Here is a 22,893-nt window from a genome sequence, read left to right as displayed (position 1 = left end):
TCTTATATTTTATTATAATATTTTTTTATAATATTTTTTTTATAATCCAAATCTTTAATTTGCAACTTTAACCATACTATGCCTTAATACCTTGTTATCTTTTTTATAACCTTTTTGGAATACTTCTACTATTTCATTAGTTCCATATTGTTCATCTTCAACATGCATTACTGCATTATGAAGATTTGGGTCAAATTCACCTTCTGAGACTAATTCTTCTACCCCTAATTTAGTAAAGGCATCATTAAATTGTCTTACCGTCATCTCCACACCGACTCTTAGATCTTCCCCAGTTCCTTCAACAGAAAGTGCTCTTTCTAAGTTATCAAGTACTGGCAAAACCTCTTTTAAAACATCGGCGCAAGCATCTGTGTATATACCATGTTTCTCTTTTACTGTTCTTTTTCTAAAGTTCTCATATTCAGCAGATGTCCTTAAATATTTGTCTTTAAAATCATCTAGCTCACTCTGTAATTTAATGTTTTCTTCTTCTAATTTTTTCTTATTTTTTTTCATATCTTTTTCACTTTCTAAAAGTTCTTCAACTTCTTCTACTATTTCAGCTTCTTCTGCAGTTTCCTCTATAGAACCCTCTGTCTCTTCCATAGTGCTTTGACTTTCGCCAGCTTCATCAACTGAGCTTGAAGCCCCATTATTAGGTATTGATGTGTTTTCTTCTTTTAAATCTTCTTTTAAAATTTCCTGATTATTTGTATTCACTAAATCATCCCTCCATTTCTGGCTCAAAGTAAATCTTTTAATTTTAAAATTTATCTATGATCATCATAAATTTGAGCTATATTATCATTTAATTCTTTAACTATCCCAGTTAGTACAGATATAACTTTTCCATAAGGTATTCTTGTTGGTCCTATAACGCCAATAGATCCGAGCGGTATTCCGGACGCGCTATAAACAGCTGTTATAATGCTGCATTCGCGAGCACATTCAACAAAATTTTCTTCACCAATTTTAATTGTAATATTACCTGTAATGTCCCCTACTCCTAGTAAACTATTTATACTCTCTTTATTGTCTACTAAAACTAAGAACTCACGAGCTTTAGTAATATTGTTATATTCTGGGTAGTTAAATATATTTGCAGCACCCTGAATATATACTTCTGAAGTCTCAACACCAGACAAACTATCATATAGAGCTGGAATAATTCCATCAAAAATTTCTTGATAAAATGCTAAATCTCTTTTTAAATTATTAATAACTTCTAAATTTATTTGCTCAATTGTAAGCTTTCTCAATCTAAAATTAAGCATATTGTTAAGTTTTGCAATGCTATCACTACCAATAGGTTTTCTAATCTTAATAACATTATTTTTGATGATACCACTGTCTGTAATAATTACAAACAAAATACTCTCAGCATCTAGATTCATTAGCTGAATATATTTTATACAGCTCTTTTGAACAGATGGTGCCTTAACTATAGATGTAAGATTTGTAAGAAGAGAAAGCATTTGTGTTGCTTGCTTAACGATTTTATCAACCTCATATAAAGCAGCATTAATAAGGTGATTTTTGATCATATATTCTTCCTCATTGGATAATTTCGTAAGTTCCATAAGTCTATCAACATATAATCTATAACCCTTATCTGATGGTTTTCTACCAGATGATGTATGCAACTGTTCTATATATCCCAGCTCTTCGAGGTCTGACATTTCATTTCTTATAGTAGCTGGACTAATACCTAAATCGTACTTTTTAGCTATGGTTCTGGATCCAACAGGCTCACCATTATTTATATAATCTGTAATTATAGCCTGAAGTATTTTAATTTTTCTTTCATCCATTTCCATAATATCACCTCTTTTATTAGCACTCACTACAGTTGAGTGCTAACGAGTATGTATTAAAAATATCATTTGCTAATGTATTTGTCAATAACCTTAATTTTTTAATTTAGCCACTATATGTTGATTATATCGATTTAAATTAAGTATACTACGCTTTCCTTTGATTTTCGTGGTGCTATAATATTAATATCTTTAGACAAAAATTTATGGCAATGCATTTATAGAAGAAATTCTGCCATAATCACATTCGATATTTCAATACCTTCATAAGTTAAAAAAATATTGTTATCATTTTCCTCCATGAATCCATTACTTACATATTTATTTATTACTTCCCTATAAACACTATCTATATCTTTGTCAAATCTTTTCCTAAATTCACTTTTGCTTATGCCTACATTCTTTCTAAGACCCATAAACATAAACTCTTCCATATCATCTTTAAATGAATTCTTTATTTTTTCCACTATTGCACAACAATCAACATTTATTTTCTTAATATATTTTTCTATATTTTCTTCATTTCTATACCTAAACCCATCCCTATATGAATGAGAGGAAGCGCCGCATCCTATATATTCGCCCATTTCCCAATATACTAAATTGTGTCTACATGACTTATTGATTTTTGCAAAATTTGAAATTTCATATTGTATATACCCTTTTCCTCTTAAATATTCTATTGTCTGTGCGTACATAGTTCGTTCTATTTCCTCATCCGGAAGCTTTAATGTGCCTTCTTCAAGCCCTTTATAAAAAGCCGTTCCCTCTTCCACTATTAGACTATAGCAAGATAAGTGTTCTGGATTAAGGTTAGTTACATTCTCTAAAGTCTCTATCCACTGCTTAAGCGTTTGAGACGGAAGTCCAAACATTAAATCTACATTGATATTATCAAAACCTAGATTTCTAGCCATTTGAAAGCTTTGTTTAAAATCTTCAATAGTATGGATTCTACCCAGCTTTTTAAGCAAAGAATCTTGAAAGGCTTGAAGTCCAATGCTGATCCTATTTACTCCTATTTTTTTTAAAAAGTTTAATATTTCCCCTGTAAATGTTCCGGGGTTTCCTTCCACTGTAAACTCTAAATCGTCACACATATCCAATCTATCAATACTTTTCCCTATCATTTCCCAGCCCGCTAAAGATAAATAGGTGGGAGTTCCCCCACCTATAAATATAGTTTTTATTTTTTTATCTCTTATACTATTTATTTCTTTTGCTAGAGCTGCGGCATAATCAAGCATACACTCCTCTTTACCAGCAAATGACGGAAAATCACAATATAAACACTTCTGCTTGCAAAAAGGAATATGTATATACAACGCAACATTCTTCATAGTTTAAGCCTCACTTTATTCCTAATCTACTTTAAGTATAGCCATAAATGCTTCTTGTGGAACTTCTACACTTCCCACTTGTCTCATTCTCTTTTTACCTTCTTTTTGTTTCGATAATAATTTTTTCTTTCTTGAGATATCTCCACCATAACATTTAGCTAAAACATCTTTTCTAAGTGCCTTTACAGTTTCTCTTGCTATTATCTTTGAGTTTATAGATGCTTGTATTGGTATCTCAAACATTTGTCTTGGTATAAGCTCTTTTAGTTTTTCAGCCATAATTCTTCCTCTATGGTAAGCTCTTTCCTCCGGAACAATCATAGACAGCGCATCTACTTTATCTCCTTTAAGTAAAATATCTAGTTTTACGAGCTGAGTCGTGGTATAACCCTTAAATTCATAATCAAAAGATGCATATCCTTTTGTTCTTGATTTTAAGGCATCGAAAAAGTCGTATACTATTTCATTAAGAGGCATGTCATAATTGAGCACTACTCTAGTGGTTTCTATATATTTCATATCAATATATACGCCTCTTTTTTCTTGACACAACTCCATAACTGATCCTAAATATTCTGATGGTGTTATGATAGACGCTTTAACTACTGGCTCTTCCATATAACTAATTTCCGTTGGTTCTGGAAGATTTGTAGGATTTGTTATTTCTATTAATTCTCCATTAGTTTTCATTACTTTATATATAACTGATGGGGCTGTCGTAATGATTTCTATATTAAATTCTCTTTCTATTCTTTCTTGTATTATCTCCATATGAAGAAGGCCTAAGAATCCACATCTAAATCCAAATCCTAAAGCGATAGATGTCTCGGGTTCAAATCCTAGCGCTGCATCATTTAACTGGAGCCTTTCTAGTGCCTCTTTTAATTCTCCATATCTAGCACCATCTACCGGATAAATACCACTAAACACCATAGGCACTGCTGGTTTATATCCCTTAAGCGGCTTAGACGCTGGTCTAGACGCTTCTGTTATTGTATCCCCAACTCGTGCATCCCTAACATTTTTTATAGATGCTGTTATATATCCAACATCCCCAGCACTTAGCTGCGGTACGGTCAGATAATTTGGAACAAATACTCCAACTTCTACTACATCGTATATTTTATTAGTATTCATCAGTTTAATCTTTGTTCCTGCTTTAACAATTCCATCTTTGATTCTTACATAACATACAACACCTTTATAACTATCATATGAAGAATCAAAAATTAAAGCTTTGAGTGGTGCTTCTTCATCTCCACTAGGAGGTGAAATCTTTTTTACTACAGCTTCTAGAACATCTTCTACATTAAGCCCAGTTTTCGCAGAGATTAGAGGAGCATCCTGAGCTTCAATACCTATTACGTCCTCAATTTCCTGAATTATCTCGCTTGGCCTTGCACTAGGAAGATCTATTTTGTTAATAACTGGTGCAATATCTAGGTTGTTGTCCAGAGCAAGATAGCAATTTGCTAAAGTCTGAGCTTGAATCCCTTGTGATGCATCTACTACAAGCACTGCACCTTCACAAGCAGCTAAGCTCCTTGAAACCTCATAGTTAAAATCTACATGTCCCGGAGTATCTATAAGATTGAATATGTATTCTTCTCCATTCTCCCTTTTGTAAACGAGCCTTGCTGGTTGAGATTTAATAGTAATACCTCTTTCTCTTTCGAGGTCCATATTATCAAGTACTTGTTCTTCCATTTCCCTTTTAGTTAAAGTGCCTGTCTTTTCTAATAATCTATCTGCAAGAGTAGACTTGCCGTGATCAATATGTGCAACTATCGAAAAGTTTCTTATGTATTTTTGTCTATTACTCGGCATTAATTTGTACCCCCGTTATTCTATATGAATCAAATCATTTGCTTTAGCTTAACATAAACATACTTATCCTAAAGCATATTAGTTTTATAAATTAAATTATATCATAAATATCTCTAGTTTTGTAAGCGTATTATGATTCTACATTATACTTTATTTCGCTTAATATATGTATTTTTATATTATTTTGAAAAAATACCATTGTATGTACTAATGCATTTTTTTTTCATGTTATCAAATATTTTATTATTCACATAAAAACCATAGTCCTTAGTCTCTATTCTAAAATCGACAGGTTTTAATTTAAAGCCTATTGTAAATTTCGACTTATTTCTCACAAGTTCTGTCTTATTAATATTAACTTTGATGAATCCATAAGTTAAAACAGAAAAAGAAATAAAAATCACAAGAAAATATTTAATTCTACCCTTTTTAAGCATAAAAAGTGCCTCCTTACAATTGCCCTAAATAGATAATAATTATTAATTATTATCTTCTCCTTAGTAAGGATGCACTTTTTAAAATAAATTATTCATTTTTTCCCATTTAATTGTTCTGCCATTATTCTTGATAAATACTTACCAGTATTTTTTACTTCAGAAACAGTATTCCGATCTGCGCCTACTTCAATAAGCAACGCATTATCACTTTTATTTTGACTATAAAAACCAATTCCATAATGATAAGCAAAAATTGGGTCACCTTTTATAAGATTTGGGTATAATTTATTTGATATTCCTATCATGGAATTTATTAATTTCTTTTGTTTTGCGTATCTAGGGTTTTTATCTGTCACTACGAACATAAATTTAGCTACATTTTGCCCATTTATTTTAGTAGTTACTGCATTCTTATTCTGCACACTATCTCTATGTAAATCTATAATTAAATCGAATTTTTCATATTCCTTTAAATACCTGTCTAAAGTAACTCCAGATTTTTTGTAGGCACTATTATAATCTCCTTTATCATGCACAGTTTTATCATGTATAACTGCAATTCCATATTTTTTTTCTAGTTCATCTTTAATTACATCTCCTACAGTGCAAACATTTCTTGTTTGATCTATACTATTTTCAATAGTAGATTTATCATTATCTGATGTGCGATAAGCTTCACAGGTATGCGAATGATATATTAGCACTCTAGGCTTTGCATTATTTAAAGCTTTTTTCAAAGCAGGATTATCAAGGGGTGCTACCAGATTAGAATCTTTATCTTTAGCTTCCGCTTCCGACTTACTTACCTGTTTATCTTCTAATTTAAAGGGATTAGGACTAAATTTTGAATTGCTTACATCAGAGCTAGCGTCATTATTATCCAAAAATGCAACTTCTTTCACTATTATAGATATAGGATTTAAGATATCTACTCCTAACAATGATAATGCTGAAAGTTTCACGCTATTTTCACTGTTAGTATACTGCTGCTCTGTGTTTGAGGACTTAATTACTGCTAATGTATTATTAATAACATTAACATAAAAGTAATTTCTATATTTCCCTTCATTATCCGCCTTGGCACTTTTAGGTAAAATCAGGCTTAATAAAAAAATAATGAGTAATATGAAAACACAAAAAAATATTCTAACATTACTATTTTTTTTAATAGCATATTTTGAAAAATTCGTTTTTTTACTTAGCATATTCTTATATTTACCTTTAATTTCTATACCTTTGTAACTCATCTTTATCCCCCCCGCTTATACAATATATATGAGGGAATATATGAAGTTATTACTAGTTCAAATACTTATTTATGTCCTCTAAGTCTAATGCTGGTTGTAGCGCTATATTAATACCATTTGCAATAATTTTAGAAACTGAATTTATAACCATATCAATTTCTTTTGGTGTAACTACAAGGTTACCAACATATGGATTTAATATTTCAGCAATCATCTTTTGTTTTTCTACCTTATCAATTGACTTAAGCATATTGTAAAATTCTTTGCCTTCATTTGCGGATTTAATCATTTCATCAAGTACTAAATCAATGGTATCATTCGCTAGTGTTGCCGCATCAACTACTGTTGGAATCCCAATAGCAATAACTGGCACGCCTAAGGTTTTTTCACTTATTTCCATCCTCCGATTCCCAATTCCAGCTCCTGGAGAAATTCCAGTAGTCCCTATTTGTATAGTTCTGTTGACCCTATCCATTTTTCTAGAAGCCAATGCATCAATGCAAATAACTAAATTAGGTTTGATTTTCTCCACTATGCCGCGGATTATTTCACCAGTTTCCATACCAGTTATTCCTAGTACTCCAGGGGATATGGCACATACTGGCCTTATACCTTCATCTATAGAGTCGGGTACTAATTGTTTTAAATGCCTAGTCACCATTATTTTTGAAATAACTTTTGGTCCTACAGCATCAGGAGTAACGTTCCAATTACCGAGTCCAACCACGAGCGCTGTCATACTATCCTCTAATTTTATTAGCGGAGCGAGCACCTCTCCCATTACAACGCTTACTCTGTCCATAGCATCACCATCATAGTGAACAAATTCAGGAATATCAATAGTTATATATGTACCTTTTGGTTTTCCCATCATTTCTTCGCCAATATCACTTACTATTTTTACATTAGTAATTTTAATATCGCCCTTGCTATACTCTTCTACATCAACACCTGGCATCTCACCATTGTTTTCTGCTTTGTATATTTCTTTAGCTTCAACAGCTAAATCCGTTCTTACACTTATCATAATTTCACCTCAACTATATTTTTAATATTAGCTTTTCCTAATAGCCCTTTCCTATCCCTTCAAAATTTTTTTTTAGGCTTTTCACTTATTTAAAATGCGCCTTATATTAAAAATTATATATATAGATTAAATTACACTTGAAGTGATTAAATTTTAATGCTATAATATCAGTTGAATAATTAAAAAGATTCGTACGCAGTTTTACCCAAGACTGCTGACATGTTATTAAATACGAGGGTGGTGAAATTAAATGGCAAATATTCAATCAGCAAAAAAAAGAATTAGAGTTACTGCAGTTAAAACACAAAGAAACACAATGATTAAATCTGCTTTAAAAACTAAGGTAAAGAAATTTGAGACAGCTGTCGTTACTGGCAATGTTGAAGAAGCTAAAGTTACATATGCAAGCGTGGTTAAAGCTTTAGATATGGCTGTAACAAAAGGAATACTTCACATAAACAAAGCGGCAAGAAGAAAATCTAGACTAGCAGCTAAGTTAAACGCTTTAAGTTTAACAGCATAATAAAAAACCGGTGATTTACACCGGTTTTTTGTTTTTTTGTATAAGATATTTAAAGTAATAACAACTCAAAAGTAGACACGCTTAGAAATGATATTAAATCGTCATCTACGAAGCTATAATGTTACATAACAGTTTTTATCATAAAAACTTCAATATTAAGCTTATCATCAGTAGACGCACTTTTTAAGATTTTTTCTGTATCGACACATAGTTCAATATTTCTCTTTAGTGCCTTTATTGTAAACTTCATACTCTGCGAGATCATTTTTTCACAAATATACGGATGAAGCTTTAATTCGCTCGCCAAAATTTCTTTTGTTTTCCCGCTATCAATGCCTAATTTAAGATTAAATAAAAGATTGAATTGTCGTCCTAGCATAAATAAGATAAGTGGTATCTTCTCTCCTTTGTATATAAGTTCATTTAAAACGTCTAGAGCTTTCTTAATATTTTTCTGAGACAAATAATCAACTAAATTAAAAATATCATTTTCACTCTTTTGAGGCATCATCTCCAAAATATCTTCTTTAGTAATTTCTCTTCCCTGCGTAAATGAAACTAATTTCTCTATTTCATTTAATATTATATCCATGTTATTGTCTACCTGGCTACAGAATAAAGTAAGTTCTGATCTCCCAATTTTCGTTCCAGCGTTTTCAAATAAATTCTTGCACTTTTTTTGAAGCGATTCCCCCCTTAATTTATCAACTTTTATGACACATGATTTTTTATCTAGTTTTTTTATTTTATTGCTTGGTTTTTCTCTGTCACTTAAAAACACATAATATATGACTAAAATGCAATGTGGTGAAGGATTTTTCAAATATTCGCCTAGCATAGCGAAATTTTTGCTTTTTATATCTCCCGAATTTTTACTTCCACCACTATCATCTAAAAATGAAGCCCTGTATACAACCACAACCTTTTTATCACTCATAAACGGCATGGTTTCACAAGCATCTATAATTGTCTCAAAATCAATTTTGCTACCATCAAATTTCGAGTAATTCAAATCCATGAAATCCTTACTTAATACATTATCGGTTATAAATTCAACATGATTTTTTATTAGTTTTTCATCCGATCCGCAAAATATATAACAATTATCTAGTTCATGTTTCTTGATTTTTTTCTCAAGCTCTGTAAAGTTAATCAAAATATTTCCTCCAACCCCTGTGAAAATTTTAATGTTCTGTTTCCTATAATTACATATTTATTTATTATTGTACCTGGTAATGTGTATGTTTCATCCTTTTTTAGCTTTACAATACATTTAAATGGTATAATTTCTTCACCGATATTATTAGATAATGCACTATCATTAAATACCGCCCTATCGGGTTCTACATTTGTGTTTTTCACAAAACACACTTGTGCTTCTAATTTATTACCATTACTAATTAGCCTAATTGCATATCTCTGTGAAAGTCTGATAGTTGAATCTCCCGTGTAACCCTTAAAAACTTTATCTACCTTCACAGGCACTTTTAAATCCTTCACATTAATATTGCCTGTGGTCACCGCAATTGTAGTTTTTTTATATTGTAATAAAACTATATCATTCTTATTTATATTTATATAGCTAATCTCGGGAAAAACCTTATAATTTTGAAAAGCAAAAATAAAAACAATGCAAATTGGAACATACTTAAATTGCCCATAACCTTTTTTAATTCCAACATAGCACAGATATAGTCCAAATACAACTAAACTCTCTAAATAAGAGAAGTATATTATTTCTGGTAATAATATACCTAGCATTTTTTGAATAAATTCTATAATCATTAAAACAGTATATAGTCCGTAGTTTACTAAATTGAACAATTGATAAATTGGGCTAAGTACTAAACCCATATTCCCCAGCACCACAACTATCGTATAGAATGGCAATAACAATAAGTTACTAAAAAGGAATCCTAAACTAAAAGTTTTAAGGGCTCCAATTGCATAAGGCATAGAAAATATTTGGGAACTTAGACTTAAACTAAAAGATTCGTTTAAAGCAGATGGTAATTTGTATAGCACCTTTTTCATTTTCTTATTATATACTATAATTCCCAGAACACAAAGGAATGAGAGCATAAAGCCTATATCAAGAATATAAAAAGGTCTAATTATTAATAGTATAATTGCCGCTAGGCTAAGAGAAGATAAGCTATCATATTTTTTATAAACCATACTTGATATTTTCAATATAAAAATCATTATAAATGCTCTTATTGTAGAGGCTTGACCTCCCGTAAATATCATATATCCAAAAGAAAATAATAAAGCTATTTTATAACCCATAATAATTTCTAAAGCTTTATATACTATTGACATGTGTAGTCCTGATACACTTATAACATGACTGATACCTAATTTTTTAAAATCTTCTTTTTGCGTTTTTTCTATGTATCCACTGTCTCCAAAACATACTGCCATAACTAAAGCAGATTTTTCTTTTCCTAATACTTCTGAAAATTTTTCATATAAGCCTCTTCTAAAACTTTCAATTTTCGATATTAAATCTTCATTACAAATCTTATAATTTTTAACTGTATATGTTCCAACGATGCCTCTTTCATACACTGCCAATTTTCGAAAATTACCATTTATCCAAAAACTTCTTCCCTGCGTTAACTCAAAGATATCGCCTTCCAAAACAATTTTTTTATTATCATATTTCGCAGTGCAATAATATGTACTTTTTTCTGAAATCCTCACTTTTAACTTTTGCTTACTTGGCAGATTAGTATTAAAATAAGAATAATAATTTATAGTTCCAATAATAAAAAAGCAAACTACTATATAAAAAAACTTTTTATCTATAGTAAAAAACATTATAGCTAAAAAGGATGCAGCTATAACTGCACCTAAAATAGGATTATTTATTAAAATCAAACAAGTAAGGCATCCCATCAATATTGTTATTGCATAATACACTAAAGGTCTAACCATAATAAACTATTCTACTTGAAAATTTATCTATTAAAAAGAACATATAAATTTGTTCCATATTTTTTTGTTTCCTTATAATGTAAGCATTATTAAAAATATACTTTCAAGCATTTTCACACCTCCACAACCTTTATTTTGTCCAATAAATATTCATACTAATCAGCTTGTTCTTATTTATTTGAATAGATTAGTATAGTATAAATATACTTTTTAATAGTAAATAGAAGACTTTAGAATAAATATCTAAAGTCTCCTTAATTTTAAATGCTTAATTTAGTTTTTTTATACTAACATTCAAAACCCTTATAACAATTTTAGAAATCGCATCTATTACGGTTTCTTCTATGATGTCTCTTATTGCAATTTATTACAACAGTATTGCAACAACAATCATCTCTGTCACAATCATTCCTGCCACAATCATCAGCTAGTAATAATAATATTATCCACCAACAACACATATATATTCCCCCCCTCTCCGAAGGCAAATATTTTTGTTTAAAATCATTTTTCCTAAGTTTCTGCCATTAATGCTTCTTTTGTTGTTATATAATATTATGCTTACTACAAAAAGGTTCCACTTAAATCATCTTCGAAGCTGAAATGTCATTAACGATAAAAAAATAACAGAATTTTTCATCTGTTATTTCAACAATTACTTCACCTTATTAATTTGTTATTTTTAGACTCTCCAATTTGAATTTCTCCATCTGAATAAATATACATTCCTTGCCCTTCTCTTTCATCATTTTGCCACTGCCCAATATATTTTTCTCCCTGGGCCCAAGTATGAATTCCTTCTCCATGCCTAAGTCCATTCTTTAAGTCACCTACATATGTGTCTCCATCTGGCCATGTACAAATACCTTGACCACATTTTTCACCATTTTCCCAAAATCCTATGTATTTTTCACCATCAGGCCATGTATATATTCCATATCCATGTTTTTCATCATTACTCCACTCTCCTATATATTTTTCTCCACCTGAAAAAGCCAGTGTACCTTGGCCATGCATTTGATCATTTTTCCAAAGGCCTACATATTTACTTCCATCGCTATAACTAAAAGTGCCCTCGCCATGTTTCTTACCATCAACTCTTCCTCCTTCATAGGTTCCCCCATGAATATGTTGTGTTTTTGCAATTATAACATTATTTATTCTAATTTTATTTAAATTAGCTTTACTTAATTTTATGTTTTTCATATTCAAATCGCTCCTTTACTTATGTACTTATAATAATGCATATGCATTATCTTCTATATACTATACCATATTCTTTTTAAAATTATGCAATAATTTTCTACAAAACAAAACCTATAGGAATTAATTCCTATAGGTAATTTTTCTTAGATAATATTATCTTTGAAATCCTCTATTGTTTTGTTGTTTTTTAGCTCTTCTACAATCAGGACATCTTTGTGGTTCATTTTCGAATCCTTTTTCTTTATAAAATTCCTGTTCACCCTCAGTGAATACGAATTCTTGTGAACAATCTTTACATACTATAGTCTTATCAGCCATTTAAACATTTCTCCTTTTTAATTATATTAAGATTTAAGATCTGATTTACTTTATATGCCTAAAAAGGTAATGTTTTAATCATATCAAATATCTTGTTGTTGTTGATTTTGCAATCCCAACTCATTAAGAATAACATATATTTTGTTAATATGCAATGTTTTTTTAACACTTTTTAAAATACTAAATATTTATTGACTAGCATTTCGAGCTATTGTTAAATTAATTGTTCCCTTAACAAAATCGATAGCTTGCAGTTTACTATGCCCCTTATGTTTTATTTCCTGCTCTTCTTTTATTGCTATTGCTTTATATGGATATTCTTTCTCATTGTTTTCTACAACTTCTATTACGTAACCCCTATATTCTTCCATACTCCACCTCTTATTATTTATTTAAAATTTTGTTCATAATTATATATTTCACATATATTATTTGAAACTAAACAGTAATTTTTTTAAAACTTCCTTAACATTAACATTTGTTCGTAAAATTTAAATCTAGTTATAATTTTTCTTTTTTATCCTCCTATTCTAATGTCATTATAACACATTTTGAATAATTTGAATATTCTTTTATTAATATTATTATTCAACTTCTAACGACATTCACCTTCGCAGAAGATTATCTAATCCTCCTTTCTATGTTTCTTTTTTACTACTTTAAGTCTAAAAAAGTCTTCTCTTTCTTTTTCTTCTAAAACTTCTGTAACAAATTTGACCATTTCCTTAAATTTAGGGATTTGTATATTTTGAAGTGCATTTGCTCTCTTTTGAGTTTTTTTTATTTCCATGGCTAATCTGTAGACAGCATTTTCTACTTCTGCCAGCTCATAGGTTAAATATTTCACGTTATTAAACTCTTTCATAGACTCATCAATAGCCGCACTGCTTCTATAAAATCCATACTTTGGTTCTATTTCTTTTCTTTCAAAAATAATTTTAGGAACTTCTACACCCATAACACTTTTAAATAAAATTTTATAGTCTTTAGCTTCGCCTATGGTCATAGCTACGTCTTCTATTTCTATTATTCCTGAATTTATATTTGCAGATTCTAGCGCTTTATATGCCTTTGAAAAAGTTATATTTACCTCATCTTGAAGTTCGCGCGCCTTAGATACATAAGACATCATTTCTCTTATAAGTACATTTCTCTTTTTATCTAATAGTTCAAAGCCTTTTTCAGAAAAGTCCAAGGAATTTTTAGCAGCCATTAATGTAGATTTAGTTGGTGCAAATGTTTCCATATTACTCCACCACTATTTTATAATATTTTTCTAAAATCTTAGGTGAAACCCTATCCAACTCATTACTCGGCAATATGCTAAGAACTTCCCAAGCTAAATCTAAAGTTTCTGTCATATCTCTATTTTCATCATACTCCTGTTTTAAAAACTTTTCTTCAAATGCTCTACCAAAATCCATATATATCTTATCTATTTCTGAAAGCTCATCTTCTCCTATAACTTGAGCTAGTGCTATTACATCCTGAACCCTAGAGTAGGCTGCAAATATTTGATTTGATACATCTCCATGATCTTCCCTTGTAAAGCCTTCGCCAATGCCATCTTTCATAAGTCTCGACAGGGAAGGAAGGATGTTTACTGGCGGATAAAAGCCTCTTTGCTCTATTCCGCGACTTAAAACAATTTGCCCTTCGGTTATGAACCCTGTAAGATCTGGTACTGGATGCGTTATGTCATCATTAGGCATAGTTAATATAGGTATTTGTGTTATACTACCCTTTCTCCCTTTCATCATTCCAGCCCTCTCATACAGTGACGCTAGATCCGAATATAAATATCCTGGATAACCTTTTCTACTTGGAACTTCTTCTTTTAAGGAAGAAAGTTCTCTTAACGCTTCACAATAATTAGTCATATCTGTAAGTATTACAAGTACATGCATGTCCTCTTCAAATGCTAAGTATTCTGCAGCAGTCAATGCACATCTTGGAGTTATTATTCTCTCAACAATAGGATCGTCTGCTAGATTTGTAAACATAACCACCTTTTCAAGCACACCCGCTTCTTCAAAACTTTTCTTAAAGAAGTTAGAATCATCATACTTTATGCCCATAGCTCCAAATACTATACAAAATTTTTCATCAACCTCATCAGAAATTTTTGCTTGCCTTACAATTTGTGCTGCCAGTTCATTATGCGCCATACCATTTCCAGAAAATATAGGAAGCTTTTGCCCTCTTATTAATGTAGCAAGACAGTCTATAGATGATATTCCTGTTTGTATATAGTTTCTAGGGTATTTTCTAGCTACAGGATTCATAGGCCTTCCATTTATATCGTATTTTTTTGAAGAATAAACTTCGCCACCATTATCTCTTGGATCGCCTATCCCGTTAAATTCTCTTCCCAATATATCCTTTGTAAGAGCTATTTTAAAAGATTCCCCTCTGAAATGAACTGATGTATTGTTGACAGACATACCAGTTGTGGTTTCAAAAACTTGTATTATAGCCTTGTCTTTATAAATTTGAACAACCTTCCCTTTTTTGTTATACTTTCCATCCACCACTATATCAACAATTTCATCATATGCTACATCTTCAACACTGGAAAGTATAATTAAAGGCCCTTGAATTTTATTTAACATTAAATATTCTTTTTTCATATTGGACCTCCCTGCTGGTCTCTATAATGTAGATAATAATCATTATCTATATTTTTCTATAATTCCATCAAAATAATTCACTAATTCACTTTCTAAATCATCTATTATCGAAAGCTCATCATTGGGTACATTGTATTTCATTTTATAAAGCTTTTCCATTAATTCTTTGTTTATTATAACAGAAATTGGTATTCCAAATTTCACAGCCCTGCTTGCATTATCATAAAACGATTCTATAACTTTAAGCATTTTATATTGTTTGTTTAAAGGTGCATAAGTATCTACAGTATTATAGGCATTTTGTTGCAAAAATGATATTTTAAGGCATTTCGAAACCTCTATAATCAACCTTTGCGCGTCCGGCAGCACATCTTCACCTACCAATTTAACTATCTCCAGAAGCTTATTTTCTTCATATAAAAGTTTAAGCATCTTTGCTCTTAAGTCCATTACGTCTCCCGCCACGTTTTCCTCATACCACTCCTTTAAAAGTGATAAATAGCCACTATAACTAGCTAACCAGTTTATTGCTGGATAGTGCCTTGCATAAGCTAATTTTTTATCAAGTCCTAAAAAAACAGAAACGAATCTTTTAGTATTTTGAGTAACAGGTTCTGAGAAATCTCCTCCCGCAGGCGACACTGCCCCAATTACAGTAACAGAACCCTCTGTATTATTTAAGTTTTCTACATAACCCGCTCTTTCATAAAACTCTGCAATTCTTGATGGGAGATAGGCTGGATAACCTTCCTCAGCAGGCATCTCTTCAAGTCTTCCAGAGATTTCACGTAAGGCTTCTGCCCATCTCGAAGTAGAATCCGCCATTATAGCAACGTGATATCCCATATCCCTAAAATATTCCGCTATAGTTATTCCTGTATAAATACTTGCTTCTCTTGCAGCTACGGGCATGTTTGATGTATTAGCTATAAGCACAGTCCTATTCATAAGTGGTAAATCCGTTCTAGGATCTATAAGTTTCGGGAACTCTTCTAGAACTTCTGTCATTTCATTTCCTCTTTCTCCGCAACCAATGTACACTATAATATCTGCATCAGACCACTTTGCAAGCTGATGTTGGGTTATAGTCTTTCCAGTACCGAACCCCCCAGGGATAGCGCAAGTTCCTCCTTTAGCCAAAGGGAAGAATATATCTATTATTCTTTGGCCCGTGATAAGTGGTTTAAAAATAGTTTTTTTATCTTTTACCGGTCTTGGCGTTCTGCAAGGCCAATATTGATAAAGTTTAAGTTCATAATTTTCCGCGCCTTGCTTTAATTTTGCTACTGTGGTTTCTATATTGTATTTTCCATTTTCGCATGCCCAGGTTACAGTTCCAAAAACCCCTGGAGGAACCATTATCTTATGCATAATGGATGCAGTTTCTTGAACGTTTGCGTATATTTGTCCTTCTTTTAATTCATCTCCAAGCTTTACGATAATGTCTACATCCCAAAGTTTTTCTTCATCAAGAGAAATGAGCCCTATACCCTCTGGTAAAAATCCATAAGACATTTCATTTATCTTTTCTAGTGGCCTCTCAATTCCATCAAATATATTTCCGAGTATTCCTGGCCCTAATTTAAGAGAAAGAGGACTCCCAGTAGAAATTACAGGTTCACCTATCTTAAGACCGCTAGTTTCTTCATAAACCTGAATAGTTGCAAAGTCTTCTTCTATTATTATTATTTCACCTATAAGCTTCCTCGCGCCTACCATAACCATTTCTCTCATTTTGAAGCCCTTCATGTGTTCAGCTTTTATAACTGGACCATTTACTCCGATTATGTTTCCTACCATGTTATTCCTCCCCTTTTTAGGCCAGCATTTCCATAACTCTAACACCAATTGTTTCTTTACTATCTTGTAATGCAGCATATATACTATTATTTATAATAAATGTTCCTTCAAAATCTTTTAGTATATGTCCACCTATAAAGTCTTCTTCTGAAATTTTCACTTCAAAATTATGATCACAATACTCCTTTAGTATAAGTCCAATTTCACTTTGAAATTTTTCGTAATCCCTTTTTAGTACTATAATATAGTAGTTTCCTTTATCCATCGCATTTAAAGTCTTTTTAAGGTTACTTATGAAATACGGTTTATATTCCTCACAACTAACAAATTGTACAAGCTTTACCCGAACATTTTCTAGAGCATCACTAATCAACTTATCCTTAAGGAACAACACTTCTCTTTGTTTATTAAGCCTTTCTTTTGCTACTATTCCATTTGCTTTAATATTAGTTTTTTTTGTAACTTCCCTTTGGATGCTCCGTCTAAGCTCTTCTATCTTTTCTTTTTCTATATTGATTTTTTTTTCAGCCTCAAAACTGAATGTTTCTAATTTTTCTTCTTTTTCTTTATTTACCTTGTCATATATTATCTTAGAAAATAAATTTATCTTATCTTCAATTGTGGTCATAACTAACCCTCCTGCGAATTCTTATGCTCCTATTATACTTGTATAATTATTATATCTTAATCCCTATAGCCTCTTTAACGTATCTTAATATAGAGTCACTACCACGATTCCAGCCGTGCCTATCTGGAATTTCCACCAAAAGGGGTCTTTCTCTTGATAATTTTATGACGCTTACCTCGTCTGGTATTAAAAGAGCAATTTTCTCTGTTATTATTATTATTCCTATTCCCTGATTTTTTTTTAATTCTTTTATTTTTTCTAATATTTTTTCTTTTTCATGAAGAACAATGCCTTCTATTCCTGCCATTTTCATCCCTACAAAAGTATCCACATTATCACTTATTAAATAACTTGTCATAATCCTCTCTCCTAAAAAATTATAATTTCGAAAGTATCATTATTGATATAATAAGTCCGTATATAGCAATACCTTCTCCAAGGCCAACAAAGATAAGCGTTTTTCCTAGTATCTTAGGATCTTCTGATACCGCACCTAATGCTGAAGAACCAACTGCCCCTACAGCATAGCCTGCGCCAATAGTTGCAAGTCCTGTGGAAAGCCCAGCTGCTAAATACCCAAGTCCAGCAGCCGGGTTCACTGCAACTGTTCCCGCTGCGCGTGCTACGCTTGGAATATTCACGATCAAAGCTCCCATCATAACTGGTATAAATACACCTAAATTTATTTTTAGCGCTTTTTTTACCTTTTTCCTCCCCAAAACATCTATTTTACTTTGAGAAACGACTCCATACGTAATAGTAACTATAACAACACAAAATGTTAACATTAATAAAATAGTCATAATTCTTATTCCTCCTTCTAATATCTAGTGCATTAACTTCCATTAACTTTTCACACAGAATACATATTTATATATATGTTACTTAATTTCAATCTGCACAGGTTCAAAAGCAATCCCTGCCCCTTCATAATACTTACTGAATAATTCATAATACTCAAGTCTTAACCCTTGTATAAATACGATTAACCCTTCAAGGCATATAATTATTACATTTCCAATTATTAATATTAGCACTGAAGCAAATCCACTCTTAGTCATAGAAGCCATAGCAGAAAATGCAACAAACAAACCCACATGATTTAATGCAAATGCACCTACTCTTATGAATGAAAGTGTATTAGAAAACATAGATAACAATGTTTCTATTACCTCAAAACCTGATTCTATAAAATAATCCTTAGTTCCAGATTCAAATAATATTTTTTTACCTTTAATAATATTCGCAAGCGGCTCCTTTAGTAATATCAGTAATAAAAAGAAAAGAAAATATATCATCCAAATAGCTTTCGGTAATAATGGCTTTTTATAGATTATAGATACTATTAGTATTAAAGCTCCAATATAGAACATAAAACCTGCTAGTCCTTCTTTTCCAAAAAGTCCACGTTCTATATCTTTCCTTCTTAAACTATTAGTAATCCCTAATATAAAGCCTAAAATTAAGAAACCACATCCAAATATTATAGCTCCAATTAACATATCGTTAATATCTTCCATCGGTCTAATTAGCAATGCATTAATTACTCTTTCAGAACCAAATACACTCCCATATAGAAATCCAAATATTATAGAACTTACCCCCAGGGTTTCAAAAATCCCGCCTATATTACTTCTACCTGACTTACTTTTCAGCATAACTCCTGCTAAAAGCAATACTAATCCTTGTCCTGCATCACCAAACATAGCACCAAACATTAGAGTATAAGTTATTGCCAAAAACCTAGTAGGATCGATTTCATCATAGCTAGGAACACCATACATGAAAAGCAAACTCTCAAATGGTTTAAACAATTTGTTGTTTATAAGCATTGTTGGTGGAGTTATAGCTTTATTAGTTCTCTCATTAGGCTCTTTTTTAATAATCAATATTCTATCATCAAAACTCAAAAGTAACTTATCAATGCTCTCCATAAAACTTTTAGGTATCCAACCAGAAAGATAAAAAAATTCATTTGTGCACGCCGCACTCTTTTTAATTTCTCCAGACTTTTGCTCCAATTCATAACTATTTTCTATATTTTTTATAGTTTTGTAATTTTCCTTTAGAAAATCACTAAGTTCCATTTTAATTTTCGTTGTAGATTCTTGCACTTGATATATTTCCGCACGAACAACCACCGCCACGTCCCTTGGAATGCCTATGTAATGATTAGGCACTAGAATTCTTTCGCAATTTGCCGATTTAAAAATTCTTTCCGTTTCTGTTAGCAAAAGCATTGGAGTAAATGCTATAAATGTAACAAAATCTTTTTCCTTATAGACAGTTTCTATTACTGATGGAATATTTTCATAATTGGCTTTTAGTTTAACCATGTTTTGCTCTGGCACTTTATATAAATCCATTTGGAAATTTTTCATATCAGTAATCTCTTCCATAGGAATAGATACATCATTTAAAAATCCTAAGGCCTCATATGTGTTTTTAAGGTATTGCTCCTTTTGTTTTAAATCCTCAAATTCTTTGTTTAAACCCATATATTTATCATATACTTCCGCTAGCTTATTCTCTATGGTATCAAAATCAAAAATCATCTCTTTAATATATTCGCAACTTATATCAACAGTATTTTGAGCCTTTGCAAGCTTTTCAACATGTTTTAAACTTATATTATATTCTTTATCATATAAGTAAGGTCTTATATAGTTTACATCCATTAAAGCCTCTATATTGCCCTCTGAAGTTTTTAATACAAAATCTGACGAGTTTATTTCTTGCAAAGCACTTACTGGCTGCATGCAGCCTTCTAGTGCTAATAATTTAGTTAATTTATCAAAATCGGACATTTCACCTACTAAATTAACCATATGCATTTTTTCTATAGACACAAAATCACCTCCTGCTTTTTTCTGGGGTAGATAAGCATTTATAATGTGACAGAAACATAATTTATACCTTCATTCATATCCATATCGTATCTTTTTTGTTCTACTATAGATATAATATCTTTTATTTCAATCCTATAAAACGCAAGATAACTCATAGCCATGCTAATATTTGTTTTATTCTCTCTAAGATTTTTTTTGAAATATTTTTTTTGAAATTCACGTTGTCGTTTTTCAATGGAATTAAAATCATCTTTTTCATATATCTTTGCATATGGTGTTTTTTCTATTATATTATAAAATTCTTCCATATTATTTATATAACAAAGCTTTCTAATATTTTCCTTTGAAAGCTTATACCCATTATATATGGTGTAGTTAAACAGCTCCTCAGAAGGTATATTGTAAAAAATCTTTCCTCTATATATCCATCCTAAATTTAAAAGATCTGCTTCCAATCCTAATATACTGTGTACCACTTCTTTATTCTCATTGTCCAAATGCTTGAGTTCGCGTCGTACAGACATAAAATAAACAAAATCAAGTTCTGTTTCAATTCTAAACAAACCTTTTTCACTGATGCCCCTAGCTAAATTTTTTAGACTTTTATAATATATGCTCCCTTTTAGTCCATCTATTACCTCTTCTGTATTTTTTAAGGCTAATAAATAATCATAATTTATTGTATTTAAAGAACTTCTTGCAATTAGCTTGTTTTCTATTTCGTCGCAACGTAGGCCTAAATATTTGCCTCTAATAATTATTTTTAAATCTTCTATTTCCCATCTTACAAAAAAAACTTTTATAAGCTTCCTGTATTCACCATCAAAATAATTTATAAATTTGCTATAAATACTTGTATAGTATCTATTTAAAATAATCTCTAAATTACCCCTATGTATTTTCTCTAAGTTGTATTCTCCTAAAAGCTCCCCATAGCTCGTATCCTCTTTTAATACTTTAACAGTACTTTTAAAATCTTTACACTTTAGTAATTTCAAATATTGATCTCCGCTTATCATCTTTCCCATCATTGCCTTTACTTTAGAATTAATAGCACTAAACTTAACAATACTTCCCATATATTCCCACCCCTATGATAGCGTTAAATACTTCATCTACTATTTTTAATTTATTGTTTTGATATTTTTTATTAATATTTTTTAATACTTTTTCTTTTTCTTTTCTTATGATTTCAGCTTTAAACTCCGCCTCCATCATCTTTTCATTACTTATAGTATTCTTAATGTTTTTAGATTCTTCTTGAAAGCTAACCTTCATATCCTTTATTATATTTTCAAATTCATCTTGTTTTTCTTTTAACATTTCATCAATGCCCTTCCTATAGCTTTCAGCATCTTTGTCTATACTCATTATTTTATTAGTTATAAATTCCAAAACATCACCCCCAATATTTATAAATAATACTTATTTTTATATTTTCTCATAATTTGGAATGTTGACTATATTCTCATTATATTACCTTTAATGCATAATGTCGAAAGCGATTTTGGGCATAATATAAGCCTTCGATAAGGGATCTGAGCTTTATTACAATATATACCATACAAAGCTAACGCTACCTATGTTTATCTCTTGCCCCCTACATAAAAACCATGACAGTTTCTTAGATAATTTTTCTTTATATTACCTAATGTATGTAGTATACTTATATATTATGGCTAAATACGCTAATGAAGGAGGATATTTATGAAAGATAACATAAAAGAAATTGAAGATAGCATATTAAACTATCTGTATGAAAATAGAACCGCATCCCCACAAAGCATCGCAAAAATAAAACTTGCGCTTAATCTAGGTAATGGTAAAGGTGATATTAGGGTTTTGAAATCTTCTCTTGAATCTTTAATGAAAAAAAGGCTTATAACTAAACAAGCGGTTAGAGGAAATTATAAAATTGAACTTACCGGAATAGAATTTATTGAAGAGAATTTTAAAAAAGAGTTATAAACTCTTTTTTTTATGGAATACAATATAAAAAGCGGCTCAGATAGCATAAAACTATGTATCTAAGCCGCAATATGTCTATTTAATTATGAAACATGTGTAAATTGAATTCATTCGTCGTATTAGCACTACAACATAGTTTTAACTCGGCAGGCACACTATCACCTACCCCCATGTATGTTATTAATTTTAGCATATTTCACCGATATATTCAATATCAATGTGCATAATCTTGTCGAATTGTTTAATCCTACACTCCATGCTTTAAATCTCCCTCGTTCATCTGTATATTGTATCCTTAGTTCATATAAATATACAAATATCCCATATAAACTTTATTAG

24 protein-coding genes are annotated in these 22,893 nt (G+C 30.8%); 2 read left to right on the top strand and 22 right to left on the bottom strand.

Going from position 1 to position 22,893, the window contains the following annotated elements; translation table 11 throughout:
- Positions 1-54: 54 nt before the first annotated feature.
- The 7 genes from grpE to gpr form a co-directional block, all read right to left on the bottom strand.
- The gene (grpE, locus tag KTC92_RS00790; protein WP_258280651.1) at positions 55-720 is read right to left on the bottom strand and encodes a nucleotide exchange factor GrpE; all 666 of its coding nucleotides are present in this window, start codon (positions 718-720) and stop codon (positions 55-57) included.
- Positions 721-770: 50 nt separating this feature from the next.
- The gene (gene hrcA / locus KTC92_RS00785; protein ID WP_216301796.1) at positions 771-1,817 is read right to left on the bottom strand and encodes a heat-inducible transcriptional repressor HrcA; all 1,047 of its coding nucleotides are present in this window, start codon (positions 1,815-1,817) and stop codon (positions 771-773) included.
- A 215-nt stretch (positions 1,818-2,032) separates the two neighbouring features.
- Positions 2,033-3,154 (bottom strand): radical SAM family heme chaperone HemW, encoded by a 1,122-nt coding sequence (hemW, locus tag KTC92_RS00780; protein WP_216301795.1) that lies wholly within the window; start codon positions 3,152-3,154, stop codon positions 2,033-2,035.
- 21 nt (positions 3,155-3,175) lie between these two features.
- Positions 3,176-4,981 carry a translation elongation factor 4 gene (gene lepA / locus KTC92_RS00775; protein WP_216301794.1) on the bottom strand — a complete coding sequence of 602 codons (1,806 nt, stop codon included), beginning with the start codon at positions 4,979-4,981 and terminating at the stop codon, positions 3,176-3,178.
- 179 nt (positions 4,982-5,160) lie between these two features.
- Positions 5,161-5,418, bottom strand: a complete 258-nt coding sequence (locus KTC92_RS00770; protein ID WP_216301793.1) for a hypothetical protein — start codon at positions 5,416-5,418, stop codon at positions 5,161-5,163.
- Positions 5,419-5,510: 92 nt separating this feature from the next.
- Positions 5,511-6,665 (bottom strand): stage II sporulation protein P, encoded by a 1,155-nt coding sequence (locus KTC92_RS00765; protein WP_220285960.1) that lies wholly within the window; start codon positions 6,663-6,665, stop codon positions 5,511-5,513.
- A gap of 52 nt (positions 6,666-6,717) precedes the next feature.
- A complete protein-coding gene (gpr, locus tag KTC92_RS00760; protein ID WP_216301791.1) occupies positions 6,718-7,692 on the bottom strand; it encodes a GPR endopeptidase in 975 nt (324 codons plus the stop codon).
- A 250-nt stretch (positions 7,693-7,942) separates the two neighbouring features.
- Here gpr and rpsT point away from each other — a divergent pair, with 250 nt between their 5' ends.
- Entirely contained in the window at positions 7,943-8,215 is a 273-nt protein-coding gene (rpsT, locus tag KTC92_RS00755; RefSeq protein ID WP_165413726.1) for a 30S ribosomal protein S20, read from the top strand.
- 121 nt (positions 8,216-8,336) lie between these two features.
- Here the strand turns inward: rpsT and holA are convergent, their stop codons facing one another.
- From holA to KTC92_RS00680, 15 genes are all read right to left on the bottom strand, one after another.
- Complete coding sequence (gene holA, locus KTC92_RS00750; protein ID WP_220285961.1) at positions 8,337-9,371, bottom strand: DNA polymerase III subunit delta; 1,035 nt, start codon at positions 9,369-9,371, stop codon at positions 8,337-8,339.
- The gene (locus tag KTC92_RS00745; protein WP_216301789.1) at positions 9,368-11,098 is read right to left on the bottom strand and encodes a ComEC/Rec2 family competence protein; all 1,731 of its coding nucleotides are present in this window, start codon (positions 11,096-11,098) and stop codon (positions 9,368-9,370) included. The genes holA and KTC92_RS00745 overlap by 4 nt, the downstream gene beginning before the upstream one ends.
- Positions 11,099-11,469: 371 nt before the next feature.
- Positions 11,470-11,616 (bottom strand): hypothetical protein, encoded by a 147-nt coding sequence (locus KTC92_RS00740; RefSeq protein WP_165413723.1) that lies wholly within the window; start codon positions 11,614-11,616, stop codon positions 11,470-11,472.
- Positions 11,617-11,815: 199 nt separating this feature from the next.
- Positions 11,816-12,361, bottom strand: a complete 546-nt coding sequence (locus KTC92_RS00735; protein ID WP_165413722.1) for an MORN repeat-containing protein — start codon at positions 12,359-12,361, stop codon at positions 11,816-11,818.
- A 153-nt stretch (positions 12,362-12,514) separates the two neighbouring features.
- Positions 12,515-12,679 (bottom strand): zinc-ribbon domain-containing protein, encoded by a 165-nt coding sequence (locus KTC92_RS00730; RefSeq protein WP_165413721.1) that lies wholly within the window; start codon positions 12,677-12,679, stop codon positions 12,515-12,517.
- A 188-nt stretch (positions 12,680-12,867) separates the two neighbouring features.
- Positions 12,868-13,050 carry a hypothetical protein gene (locus KTC92_RS00725; RefSeq protein WP_165413720.1) on the bottom strand — a complete coding sequence of 61 codons (183 nt, stop codon included), beginning with the start codon at positions 13,048-13,050 and terminating at the stop codon, positions 12,868-12,870.
- Between the two features lie 254 nt (positions 13,051-13,304).
- Entirely contained in the window at positions 13,305-13,925 is a 621-nt protein-coding gene (locus KTC92_RS00720; protein ID WP_165413719.1) for a V-type ATP synthase subunit D, read from the bottom strand.
- A gap of 1 nt (position 13,926) precedes the next feature.
- Positions 13,927-15,309: a V-type ATP synthase subunit B gene (locus KTC92_RS00715; RefSeq protein ID WP_165413718.1), complete on the bottom strand. Its 1,383-nt coding sequence runs from the start codon at positions 15,307-15,309 to the stop codon at positions 13,927-13,929.
- 42 nt (positions 15,310-15,351) lie between these two features.
- A complete protein-coding gene (locus tag KTC92_RS00710; protein WP_216301788.1) occupies positions 15,352-17,109 on the bottom strand; it encodes a V-type ATP synthase subunit A in 1,758 nt (585 codons plus the stop codon).
- 16 nt (positions 17,110-17,125) lie between these two features.
- Complete coding sequence (locus KTC92_RS00705; protein ID WP_216301787.1) at positions 17,126-17,737, bottom strand: V-type ATP synthase subunit E; 612 nt, start codon at positions 17,735-17,737, stop codon at positions 17,126-17,128.
- 49 nt (positions 17,738-17,786) lie between these two features.
- A complete protein-coding gene (locus KTC92_RS00700; RefSeq protein ID WP_216301786.1) occupies positions 17,787-18,095 on the bottom strand; it encodes a V-type ATP synthase subunit F in 309 nt (102 codons plus the stop codon).
- A 19-nt stretch (positions 18,096-18,114) separates the two neighbouring features.
- Complete coding sequence (locus tag KTC92_RS00695; protein ID WP_216301785.1) at positions 18,115-18,540, bottom strand: ATP synthase subunit C; 426 nt, start codon at positions 18,538-18,540, stop codon at positions 18,115-18,117.
- Between the two features lie 78 nt (positions 18,541-18,618).
- The gene (locus KTC92_RS00690) at positions 18,619-20,586 is read right to left on the bottom strand and encodes a V-type ATP synthase subunit I (protein ID WP_220285962.1); all 1,968 of its coding nucleotides are present in this window, start codon (positions 20,584-20,586) and stop codon (positions 18,619-18,621) included.
- Between the two features lie 38 nt (positions 20,587-20,624).
- Positions 20,625-21,665 carry a V-type ATPase subunit gene (locus KTC92_RS00685; protein ID WP_216301783.1) on the bottom strand — a complete coding sequence of 347 codons (1,041 nt, stop codon included), beginning with the start codon at positions 21,663-21,665 and terminating at the stop codon, positions 20,625-20,627.
- Positions 21,649-21,981 (bottom strand): hypothetical protein, encoded by a 333-nt coding sequence (locus KTC92_RS00680; RefSeq protein WP_216301782.1) that lies wholly within the window; start codon positions 21,979-21,981, stop codon positions 21,649-21,651. Before KTC92_RS00680 ends, KTC92_RS00685 begins: the two co-directional genes overlap by 17 nt.
- Positions 21,982-22,293: 312 nt before the next feature.
- Between KTC92_RS00680 and KTC92_RS00675 the strand changes: the two genes are divergently transcribed.
- The gene (locus tag KTC92_RS00675) at positions 22,294-22,554 is read left to right on the top strand and encodes a hypothetical protein (RefSeq protein ID WP_220285963.1); all 261 of its coding nucleotides are present in this window, start codon (positions 22,294-22,296) and stop codon (positions 22,552-22,554) included.
- The last annotated feature ends 339 nt before the right edge of the window (positions 22,555-22,893 follow it).

The sequence above is a fragment of the Clostridium sp. CM027 genome (genome assembly GCF_024730565.1).
GTDB classification, from domain to species: domain Bacteria; phylum Bacillota; class Clostridia; order Clostridiales; family Clostridiaceae; genus Clostridium_AD; species Clostridium_AD estertheticum_B.
The sequence above is the reverse complement of the archived record's forward strand: the minus strand, read 5'-3'. Positions and strand labels throughout refer to the sequence as shown.